This window comes from Leptospira perolatii, assembly GCF_002811875.1.
GTDB lineage: Bacteria > Spirochaetota > Leptospiria > Leptospirales > Leptospiraceae > Leptospira_B > Leptospira_B perolatii.
In genome coordinates this window covers 140,959-152,643 of the sequence record NZ_NPDZ01000007.1, presented here as the reverse complement: position 1 = coordinate 152,643, position 11,685 = coordinate 140,959, and the positions used below count along the sequence as shown (strand labels likewise).

The following is an 11,685-nucleotide window of genomic DNA, read 5'->3' as shown; positions in this document are numbered from 1 at the left end:
GTTAGTAGCTAATCTTAGCCTTAATCGTGTAGTCTCTCTCGATGAGAGGTGCCACGAAGAAGTTATTCAATCCGTACTGCAACGCGCCCGGGTTTTGGATATCCAAGCTAAATCCGCGAATTCTCTGCTGAGCGATATCATTGGACCACCAAGCGATAAATGCCTTTTGTCCGCTGACCGCTACTCCACCATACTGCTGTTCACCCTGGTTTGTAGTGCTTATAAAAAACTCAGAGGCACCTTTCAAAGCAAATGGCGACAGAGTAGAAGTGCGCCCACGAATCGTTCGCAGTCCATTCTCGAAATGCATCCATTTGGTTAAGATGTTGTTACCTGAAATAAACGACATTGCATACTGGCGGTTTGTAACAGTAGCTCCCGAATCTGGAGATAAAGTATTCGCGTAAAGGTAATTACCCAAGGATAAAGAAACCACCTTTATGTAAGTACGATTATTATTTATCCAAGTAATTAGCACAGTATCACCCGAGGCACTTAAATGCGCTGCGCTAATAGAGGTGCTTCCTGATGCAAAACCAGATGGAATTGCAAGTGGAGATGTATTATCTGTCAAATTCATAATGGATATAAACGAATAACCATCGTCTCTCCTTGCGGTTAGAGCTCCGTAATTATTAGAAGCAATACTACGCAAGTCATAGTAAAGCGCGTTTGTGTTACTACCCACGCTGCGAAGGGTTCCCAAAGTTAAATTTGGCAAGTCATAACGGAACGTCCGCATATAGGTGGTACCGGCAGGTAGGTTCCTTAAGAGTACACTTAAAATTCCATAATCACCAGTCGCATCCGCAGACACTTCCAAAGCAGATGGCAAACCTTCCGCTGACGGTACATAGAAGTTGAATGCAGCATTTAATGAAGCACCTGTATCCGTACGATATACTCTAGCCGAGCCAGTATGCTGGACTCCTGAGCCACTCGCGATAGAGGTGTTCCAAGCTACAATTGCTCGATCATTCCCCACACCTAAATCAATATAAGGAGCCGTACCCGATGCAAATGTGCCTCTTGTTACAACTTTTGATTCCGATCCGATATTCGCATAAGTTGTCATGTCCTTCAATGCAATATAGATATCAGAATTACTTTCCCAAATAAAGACTACTCTTCCATTTTTCGCTTTAACCACAAATTTCCCTGTGGCAGTCGCGGTATTTAGCACAGTAGCAGCAGTTAGTTGGTTTCCAGTTGAGATTTGGTAGAATTTACCAATTAAACTAGAGTTTTGTTTCCAAACCACAAAGGCAGTGTCACCGTCCGATGCAACTTTTGGATTGCTCATTGTAGTCACACCGTTCACTTCACTGACTACAAAGTCGGAGGCAGCAGCTTCTAATCTGTATGACTTTCCTGTACCGGCTGCGAGTTTAAACAATCCTGCAGACAAGAAACTCTGGAAGCTTCCTCCGTCTGCCCAAGAGTTCCATAGTGCAACTCCTTGGTTGTAAACCCCCATCCAGTTGGTTGCATTTACATCCGGATATACTCCTAAGCAACTTTGAGGATGGAAGGCATTCGTAGTAGAGCAGCTTACAGAACTGCTGGTTAAAAATGGAAGATACTGAGCCTGGCTAAAATTCGTAGGTTGGAAAGCAGAAGAAACCTGCGAATTCCAGTCCGTATAAAATCCATTGTCCACGGAAAGTCTTACATCAGGAGCACTTAAACTTCCTGTAATATAGACTTCTGTAGTCTTCTTGCTCGCTTGTTGGATCGGACTCGCAAGTGTAACCAGATAGGATCCGTCGACATCCGGGGCACCTATACTGGAAATAGTGTACTGGCGATAATCTCCCAACAGTTGAATTGTATCCCCTACTTCCGCCAAACCAGAGCTTTTTGCCACACGAATACTCAAGTCACCTACGATCGTAGGATTTCCGAGTTCTCCTCTCATTTTCCTAACTTGAGAATAATGGAGAGGCCAAATCGTTTTCCGATACGCAGTATTTAAAGAAGGTCGAATATACAATTTTACTAATGTAATCGAAGGATCCACTACAGCACTCTGTGTAGGTAGCTTGACACAAAGATTGAATTCTTGGTTCACGAAATCCAAGGTTCTTCCACAATTCTGCGGTTTATATGGATCCGCATCGTTGATATCTTTTACCACGTGGAACCAATCAGTACGTGCTCCGCCGATTCCCATACTAATCTCAAAGTCTGCAGCTTGATCAATGGTATAGAAATCAGTTCTAGTTCGTAAATTATACTGAAAATCAGAATAAGAAAGATAGGTTCCTCCATCGACCGGAGTTCCGAAATTCGGAGTTAGATATTGGGTCTTGTTCAATTTGATATTGAGATTGATCTTTTCACCAAAGCCGCCTTCTCCCAAAAATACTGAATTGGTATTCGGGTAGTATGGGTGTTCCCCTAAAGACGTGTTATCCCAAACCGTATTTACTTTAGTCCCTTCGTCCGTTTCCAAAGGATTGGTTCCGAAAGCTTGTGCTTGTTGAATAAAGTCCTTTGCAGATAGATAGACGATATCGAAGCGATCTCCCGCCCAGATTGTAGAATCTACTCCTTTTACCATAGGGGCTTTCGAAATGCTAGGTGGATCAAACAACCTTACAGTTGATCCATCTTTCCAAAATTCAGTGTGCGAGTAGTATTTGCCCTTATAATAGATAGCCCATAATCCGAAATTTTGGCTTTCGGATTCTGTCCATTGACTTACTGGTTTCTGTACACAAGCAGTGCGGGAAACTCCGTCAGATCCTGTAAACGTTTGATAATTACAAGGAAGAGTAGTTTGAACACCACCAAAGGACTTAATTCCTTTCACGTGAAATCTAGATTGCCCCAAGGAAGGAGCCTGTTCCGCTAGATCAATTACATAATCTTCATATTGTATTTCTACCCCAGAACAAGCGATTCGATTGAGTGCCTCCTTGAGAGAAACCCCAGGTGCCAAAGTAGAAGCAGTCCTAGTTGTGCAAGGGTCCCCTGTCCCAGGTGCGTTAAATGCAGCAACCCTGTACAATTCTCGAATATTTGGACCATATACTTTTAATAATGCAGTTCTACCTTTTGCATTTTCTTCGACGATCTTTAGATTGTCTCCGCTATAGTTCAGTAAAGCAGAACGATAATTGGAATTTGCGACGTGCGTCATTTCATAATCCACGATAAAGATCTTTGGATTATAGCCTGCTGCGATCGCTCTTTCAATCTCCGCGGTATTCAGGCCATTCAGTTCTACTACGTACGGTCCAAATTCAGAACCACCGTAAACTTCTACAGTAAATAGGCTGTAGTCGTCGTTGCGTAAACGGAAGCTTTGCATTGGAATTAATTCTCCGCTTCCATTCTCAAACATCAAGGTACACATGATATTGGAAAGCTTTACGGGCATATTTACAGAATTGTTACGGATATAAAGGGCTGCTCTTACATAGCCCGCATTCGCATCTACTTTAGATGTACCGTCTATCTTGATCGATTTATCAGATCTGTATTTTCTAGCCTTGTTAGCGGAGGAACCCGACTTTAAATTCCAAGCATCCGAATCGATATTGTTTTTGAAAGGCTTTGTATCCCATTTTGTCGTAGTCGCAGAAACCCCATTTGAGGCATTCCAGCTTGCAGAAGCGCTCATCCCATAGCTAGCACCAGACCCTAAATAGTTCGCTCCGTAATTGGCACTTGTGCTGACTGAATTAGAAACAGAAGTATTCTGACTAAATGAATCTTGGAACTGAACCGTCCTTTCGTTCATTTCCTTTTGGTGAATCTTTTCGGAACCCTGATTTTTAGTGCTCTCGAAATCGTCCGAATTAATTTCGCTTACGATTTCATCGTTTTGAGTTTGAGTACTTTGTAATATTTTAATCTTTAATGTTACGGGAGGAGCCACAATTGTTTCTACTTGGGGATAATCTGCTACCCAAACATTGGTAGTGGTTTCGTCCGTATTTAGGATACCATCACCGTCAAAGTCATTTACGATTGTAGTCCCGGTCGGGTCTATTGTGCCAGAAAGAGAAGCAGTAGATACGCTCGTGCCTGGAGGAAGTGCGAATAAGTTATGAATTTGAACGATTGGAGAATTTGTTTGCCCAGGTTTTACAGGAACTCCTTCATTATTGAGCACCGTCGCAACTTGTTCTGCGACCAACCATTTAGCGGATTTTAGGTCCACATCTTCGCGGCCTTTCTTACCACCAAAAAATGAACATGCAACAAGTTGAAAGACCAGCAAAGTAACTAGCCACAAGCTTAAACCTTTCTTTCCAATTCTCACGAGACGATCCTCCGAAACAAAAACAGGCTGCTATATCTGAATCAGAAATTCCATATCGACACATTTTTAACACGAAAAGTTTTGATGTGACCGCCACTTGCTCATTCTTGAGCAAAAATTTAGTTTGATGTGTAATTTCTTTTGTTAGGAGCCTGCTAAATAGACACAACTTTAAAGGGCGGGTTTTTGTCAAATGAAGACAGCAAGAAGTACAAAAAATATTTTGCAGACACGATTTAATGAGCACTTAAGGGATAGTTGCATTTTTGAGTCGAGTCTGGGTTTCATTCCTTGGTATTGCAACGCTGTTCTGCGGCTAATCTAAAAGAATTATTTTTACGACCGAAGTCTTTCTTTGAGAAAGAACCTCAAGCAACTCTACAGATTTTCAAATCGCAAGAGGAAGTATATTATTAATTTCGTATATTATAGAATTGAATACTATAACTTAAATATCGTTACCGAACTGTTGCAGCTTGTAAAAAAAGGCATCGAATCAATCGAATTCGATCCAGCCGCGCTCCCCTTCGATTTTGATCGTAGTCCCTAGATCCTGGGACAAAACAGCTATCTCGTGCAAAAAAGAACGAGCTTCTTCACCTTCTAATGGTCTTACGATATGCTCATCATTTTGGAATTTTCCAAAGATCGGAATGAGCTCTACTTTCTGCAGTTTTCCTTTTTTTACATAAAGGATCGCGATTAAATTGTGGTTCAAGTAGGAGTTCCTACTTCCAAAAATCAAGTTTCCTAAAGAATAAAATACGATTCCTTGTCCGATCTTTTCGATTCCCTGCGGAATATGAGGATGGTGACCTACAATTACTTGCACACCGCTTTCCAAAAGAACTTTAGCTTGCTCTCTCTGTTCCTGAGTCGGAACCGGAGAATATTCGGTTCCCCAATGGACTGAAAAAATTCTCATCCAAGTGGCCGTATTTTTCCTGGATTGAAGTTTCTGAAATTCAAAGGCAAGTTTCTGTTTTTGTAATTTACCTTTCTTTTTACCTTGTTTGCGATTTGTAACCTGGGATTTCTTCTTGGACTTTCGGTCACTGATATTCGTGGATACTTTTACCGGACTCAGACTTTTCGCCTGACGAACGATGCCTTCTTCTCTATCGAACAGAGAGAAAACTGTTTCCAAGTTGAACTGAAAGACTCCTGGTTTCAATCCTGCATAGTGATCCCGATTTTCTGCTACGTTTGTGGCCGAGTAAACACGAAGCTTGGTTCCGCTCTTCTCTGTGGACCAGGGCAGCATCGCTTCTGAAAGATTCATCCCTGCTCCGATGCCGTAAATGGATTTTTTCTTTAAATACTTTCTGGTCTCTTCCAAACCTTCCACACCGTGATCCATGGCGTGGTTGTTTCCGAGGAACACAAGATCTACATTCAAAAAAGATAATGATTCCAAGTCTTGCTCTTTTGCCTGAAACACGTACGACTTATTCAGATCCCAAGATTTTTCCGAAACAACAGGAGTTTCCAGATTCAGCATCCTAAAGTCGGCCTCCTCGAATAAATCTTTCAACTCCTCTACCGGTGCCAAAGTTCCCTTGTGTTTGATCGTGTCCCGGATTCCCCAATTAAACATTACGTCTCCGCCGATCAGAATCTTGATCAACTCCGGGTCGCGTTCTTTTCCGAAGATCTTTTCAATCTCGGAAAGAATCCGATCACCCAGCTTAGAACCGGGAGATCCATGTTCGCTTGTCGATGTCGGGGAAGTTTGGTTGCGTTTCTCCAAGAAGGAGCAACCTAAAAAAGAGCTTACTATAAATAAATTTATGACAAGTAGAATCTTCTTAGAAGAAATTCGGGAACAGGAACGAAAGAGTCCCTTCGCGAATTTTAAGAAATTTTCCTTTCTCATAGCCGAAATACCAGTATGAGATTTCGCAGGATTCTGGGAAGAAAAACTTCAATTCCGGATTTGAAGCTTAGGACTAGTAGGATAAATAAACAGAAGCATTCATGACGCAGAATTTAGACAGAACCTCGTTGGAGTTCTAGATGCAAGAGTCGGCGCGAATAGGTAGGGAAAGTTTGGGGAGGATAAAAGGTAGGAAGTAAAAAGAAGGGCTCGAAATGTATTGGGAGGAAATTGGAGTGTGGGAGCAAAAAGAGGAAGGGAAGTTAAAGGGAAAAGGAGGGAGAGGAAAGGAATTAGAAATTAAATGTTTTGGAAGGCCTGCGAATGATTTCGCTTTTGCTGGGGTTAAACGCAGATTCGTTAAGTCTCAAATGAATAAGCGAACTAATAATCCGAAAACGATTTCGCCATTTCGATCAATTCGTCTTCTATTGGAATGACCGGATTCCAACCCAAAGATTTCAGTTCTTCGGAATTTACTTCGAGTGAACCCACCAATCTTTCGACGGCTGAAGAGGTACCCGTAATCTTTCCGATCCATACAAGTAGAGAAATCGGAAAGGGAAAAAGTCGGACCTTGAGCCCTAAGCCCTTTGCAAGAATTCGTATTAAGTCCGGAGTGGACAGTGAAGAATCACTGACATGAAAAATACGATTGTCCGTTGAAGTATTCTTGGTACAAAATAAAATCGATTCGCAAAAGTTTCGCACTCCAACCAGACTTCTGCGATTTATTATATTATAAAAAGGCAATGGAATCTTTCTTCGAAGCAAGGAGACTAAGCGGAGCAAATTACCTTTCGCACTCGCACCGACTATAAGGGGCGGCCTGAGTATGGTGTAGGAGGTTTTTGTATCTGAACAGATTGCTTTCAAAGCCTCCTCGGCAAGCAATTTTGATCTGCCGTATTCGTCCTCAGGATTCGGATCGTCGTTTGGAGATAAAGGTTTATCTTCAGTACTCTCGCCTACTGCTTTTATCGAGCTGATATAAATGATTTTTTTTACGCCAGCCTCTATCGCGTTCTCCGCTAAAATCTTGGTAGATTCCAAATTAGCCCGCAGATACTCTCGCATCGGATCCGAGACTTCTTCTTTTGTCACGTGTGCCCTACCGGCGAGGTGAATGATTACTTCGATTCCTTTAAGTTTATGAAGTAAAAACTCGGTATCGACTTCTCCCCTTCGTAGTTCCCTTCCCTTTAATATCGAAATTTCATAATTTTCTGATTGCAAAAGGGGCAACAAGTTGCTACCCACAAATCCGCTCGCTCCGGTCACCAAAACTTTCATTCTAATTTACTGAAATAGAAAATAGCCGCTTAATACTAAAACAAGTCCGAGAAGACCGATCCTGATTCCTACTTTCGCCATCTCTGAAATTTCGATCCCGCCAATCGCATATGCGATCGCATTTGGTGGAGTAGAAACAGGCAACGACATGGCAAGAGAAGCACCGAGCGCGCTCCCCAAAACTAGTTCGATCGCATAACCAGCGCTATTCGGCATCAAGAGCTGAGCAACCGGCAAAGCAAGCGGAACTAGTAAATTAGCAGTCGCAGTATTCGATAGGAATGTAGATAAAAAGAGTCCGATCGAGAAAAAAATCCCGAGAATCCAAAGACTTTCCGCCGAGCTGGAGTTATTCCCGATTAGCCCGCCAAACCACTGCCCTGCCCCGCTCTTTTCGATTCCGATTCCTAACGCAATCCCTCCTGCCACCAGAAGTAAAACATCCCATTCCAAAGATCGAATATCTTTTGCGTCTAGAATCTTTATAGAAGTAAACATCAAGATCGGAAGTAAGGCAATCACCCCCGCAGGAATTCCATGGAAGGATTCGGTCAACCAGAGACAAACTGTAATGAAAAAACCAATTAAAACGAATCGTAATTTATTTTTCGTTGATACACTTTCAGATTCTCCAAAAGAAATAGAAAGTTCCAGGCCTTGGCTCGCCGGAAAATAACTTAGAATCCAATACCACGCAGCGAAAAGGAGTATTAGCACTAATGGAATTGCAACAAGCATCCACATTCCAAAGGAAATCGAATCTGCTAGTCCGTGATTTTTCAAACTTGCAAAAGCGATAATATTCGGAGGGGATCCGATCGGCGTTCCAATTCCGCCTAGATTTGCCGCAAATGGAATTCCAATCAAGATCGCTTTTCTAAATTTCTCCTCTTCTGGAAGGAGCTCCAACAAAGGAAATACGAGTGCAACCATGAGAGACGTCGTCGCGGTATTACTCATCCATAATGAGATTCCTGCAGTTACTAACATGAGCCCTAAGAGCAAAAACTTCGGAGAATTTCCAAAGTAAGGTAAAACTCTGTTTGCAAGCCATCTGTCCACACCTACTTTCACGCAGGCTTTCGCTAGAGCAAAACTTCCTAAAAAAAGGACGACTGCAGAATCTGCGATAGAAGCAAGAAAAGCAGATACCGGCGGATTTTTGCCCGAATCTGCTTGAAAGGGACGAAGGATCTCCCATTTTCCGGGATTTGCAAACAGTATGATTTCCGCAATGATAACAAAGATAGAAGTAGAGTGGCCCGGAATTACTTCGAAAATCCAAAAGCAAGCAGCGAGCAGAAAAATAGAAAACATTCCTGCTACCGGAGCAGGCAATTTTCCAATTTCATAAAAGAAAACCGGAATTGCTCCAATTAATAAGGATATCACTATTTTCGAATATTTTAATGTTTTCAACTGCACTCTACCTTTATTCGAATCCGATTACATCTTTTACAATCGAATCCGGCTTTTTTCACTTTATGCTTCATTTCCTCGATAGAAATGAACTCACAGGCTCGTTATTTCAATAAATCGGAATAAACAGACTCTGTTGCTGCGTTCACTATAGAGGAAGCAAATTTCGAGGTAGCCAATTCCCTCGAGTTCTTTCCCATTTTCTTCCTTAGTTCAGGATCGAGATATAGTTTATGAATCGAGTTCGCTAACTCTTTTGGATTGTCTTTTTCGATTAAGAACCCATTCCATTCGTTTCTGACCGCTTCCCTACAGCCAGGTGAATCCGTCGTAACCAATGGTAATTCGCAGGAGGCAGCTTCTAATAGCCCCATGGGAATTCCTTCTCTGTATCTGCTCGGAAGCACAAAGGCATCCACTTCCTTTAACAAACCGGGCATATCTTGGACCCGACCCATCCAGCGAATCCAGCCTTTTTCATTCCAGGCTTCCACTTCTTCTATCGGGATTGAAGATGGATTCGAAGGGTCAGAGATTCCAGCTAATAGAAATTCGATCTTCTCTCCTTTCTCCTTCATCACTTTTGCTGCTTCTACATAAGTTCGGATTCCTTTCTCCTCGATCAGTCTTGCGGCGAGTAGCACCCTGAACGAATCATTTCGTTTATTGCCCGGTGAAAAGCGAAGAACATCCACACCCGAACCTAGGATCAAACGAGCTTGCTTTGCCGTTATGATTCTTTGGGAAATAAAAAGCTCCAAGTCATCAGGGTTTTCGAAAAGTATTCTAGAGGGGCCGATAGCAAACGCAGACTTGTAAGCGAGCTCGACTGCTCTTCTCAAAGCGATTCGAAAAAAATTTCTAGAGTTAATAAAGACAAATCCTAATCCTGTGACTGCATTGACGATCGCCTGTTTTTTTCGAAAAAGACAGGCAAAAGAACCGACCAAAATCGGCAAGATCGACACATTATGCAAAATATCCGGATTCTGCATTTGCAGAATTTTTCGAATCTTAAAGGAGCAAAACGGAATGTGAAAAGGATTTCGACTCGCCCTTTTGATCGGAGTTTTGATCCAAGTAAAGCCGGCATTCTCAATCTTTTGCCGGTATTCTCCATCGGATGTTAAAACTTGGACAGTCCATCCTTTCTCCTTCAAGTGGAGTGCTAGGTTAGAACGATGGAGCCAAAAATACCAATCTTCGGTAACGTTGAACAGAATCTTGGGCAAGTGCTATTTTTCCTTTTGAGCGACTGCCACCAGGTTTAGGTACAAAGAAGAATTTTTCGGAAGAAGGAAGGAAAAGATATATCCAAAAATATGGAGAGGAAAGGCAACAAACAGCAAATAGGCGGGTAACAAAATTTTAAAGTGGTCTCTTAATATATAATAAAAGTACAACACACTTGCCTGAAAAATCGTTTTCCAAAAGGTTCCGACTCGTTTGATTTCGGTCAATTGAAAGCCGACTAATTTTAACAACTTCTCCAAACCAAAGTAAGTGTATCTTTGAAAATCATAAGGAGCTTCATGTTCCGGCATAAAGAACGGCACACTACAAACAAATTTTCCACCGGGTTTAAGGACTCTGTAAATTTCTCGTAACGATTCACTCGGCTCGGGCAAATGCTCCAGGACTTCAAGGCAGATCACTGCATCGAATTCGCCGTCTTTTGCCGGGATTGTTTTGCCATCATATACAATATCAGGAAGCTTTCTTACTTCTTCTCTACCCGAGATTTCTACATCGAGTCCGATTGATTTTACATTGAGCAGAAACTCGTAGGGTCTTTCTCCACATCCGAAATCCAAAATTTTCCCCTGAAGACTAGGAAAAATCTCCTCAAAAGCTACAAACAATCCCCTTCGGATCGGAAAAGAAGGGTTCAAAAAAATAGACCACCACGATACCGCGTACTTTAATCTGTGAATAAAGGTAGGTTGATCCACTAAGGGCGCACCCCGGCATGAATATTTCCAGATATTCCGTCTGCTATTGCTTTAAAGTACATTTTTAGAGGTGCTTTACTTTTTAAAAAAGCAGACAAGTACCGGAGTATTAACAAGATATTCCTTAAAAAGGAAAAGTTAAAGTATTTTTTATTGATATGAATATGGTTTCGCAAACCGTAATATAGCTTCCAAGCAGGAGCTGAATTCGTAGAAGGAGCCGGGTGAAAGTGCAAAGAATCCGGAACGGTAATAATTGGAGCTATTTTCCAAAGTCTCCATAAAAAGTCCACTTCGTCTCCCCAAATGAAAAACCTTGGGTCTACATTTCCGGACTTGGAAAGGACTTCTCTATTAATAAAGGTTCCGTTTAGTAGACTTCCATAATATACGAACCCTTTTTCTTCTGCTACTTTTCGAATCTCCGAAATTCTGTTCGTTTTCTTAAAAAAGGAGGGCTTCTCTCCTGGGTTAATTTTCACCAGAAAAAAGGACGAGGTTTGTGATTCCTCAGACGGAAGCACAAGACTATTCACTGCAGAAAACTCGGGACTCAGATAAGGTCGGATTTTTTCTAGTGCATCCAATGCAGGCCTTCCGTCGTCATCCATGCACCAAATCCAGTCGGCTCCCGCTTCCAAGGCCAGGTCTATTCCGAGCCTAAACCCTCCTGCTCCGCCAGTATTTTCGTTTTTTATAAAGTCGATTCCGGAAACGGAAGAAAGGTATTCTCTTGTTCCGTCCGTAGAATCGTTGTCGATTACGATAACCTGATTCGGTTGGATCGTTTGATTCAATACGGAATGTAAGCATTGCTTCAGGAGTTCGATTCTATTTCGCGTAACAATGACTGCGGTTATTTTAATACTCAT

At 42.0% G+C, this 11,685-nt stretch carries 7 protein-coding genes; all 7 read right to left on the bottom strand.

The features are described 5' to 3' along the window. Position 1 precedes the first annotated feature (1 nt). The 7 genes from CH373_RS12425 to CH373_RS12390 all read right to left on the bottom strand — a co-directional run bounded on the left by CH373_RS12425 (position 2) and on the right by CH373_RS12390 (position 11,685). Complete coding sequence (locus CH373_RS12425) at positions 2-4,273, bottom strand: LIC12048 family lipoprotein (RefSeq protein ID WP_243393378.1); 4,272 nt, start codon at positions 4,271-4,273, stop codon at positions 2-4. 496 nt (positions 4,274-4,769) lie between these two features. After that, on the bottom strand, positions 4,770-6,149 hold the full coding sequence (locus CH373_RS12420; protein WP_100713217.1) for a CapA family protein: 1,380 nt from the start codon (positions 6,147-6,149) through the stop codon (positions 4,770-4,772). Between the two features lie 384 nt (positions 6,150-6,533). Continuing rightward, positions 6,534-7,442: an NAD-dependent epimerase/dehydratase family protein gene (locus CH373_RS12410; protein WP_100713219.1), complete on the bottom strand. Its 909-nt coding sequence runs from the start codon at positions 7,440-7,442 to the stop codon at positions 6,534-6,536. A 6-nt stretch (positions 7,443-7,448) separates the two neighbouring features. Beyond that, a complete protein-coding gene (locus CH373_RS12405) occupies positions 7,449-8,837 on the bottom strand; it encodes an SLC13 family permease (protein WP_423789763.1) in 1,389 nt (462 codons plus the stop codon). Between the two features lie 128 nt (positions 8,838-8,965). Further along, positions 8,966-10,093 (bottom strand): glycosyltransferase family 4 protein, encoded by a 1,128-nt coding sequence (locus CH373_RS12400; RefSeq protein ID WP_100713221.1) that lies wholly within the window; start codon positions 10,091-10,093, stop codon positions 8,966-8,968. Positions 10,094-10,096: 3 nt separating this feature from the next. Further along, on the bottom strand, positions 10,097-10,813 hold the full coding sequence (locus tag CH373_RS12395; protein WP_165778828.1) for a class I SAM-dependent methyltransferase: 717 nt from the start codon (positions 10,811-10,813) through the stop codon (positions 10,097-10,099). Further along, the gene (locus CH373_RS12390; protein WP_165778827.1) at positions 10,813-11,685 is read right to left on the bottom strand and encodes a glycosyltransferase; all 873 of its coding nucleotides are present in this window, start codon (positions 11,683-11,685) and stop codon (positions 10,813-10,815) included. The genes CH373_RS12395 and CH373_RS12390 overlap by 1 nt, the downstream gene beginning before the upstream one ends.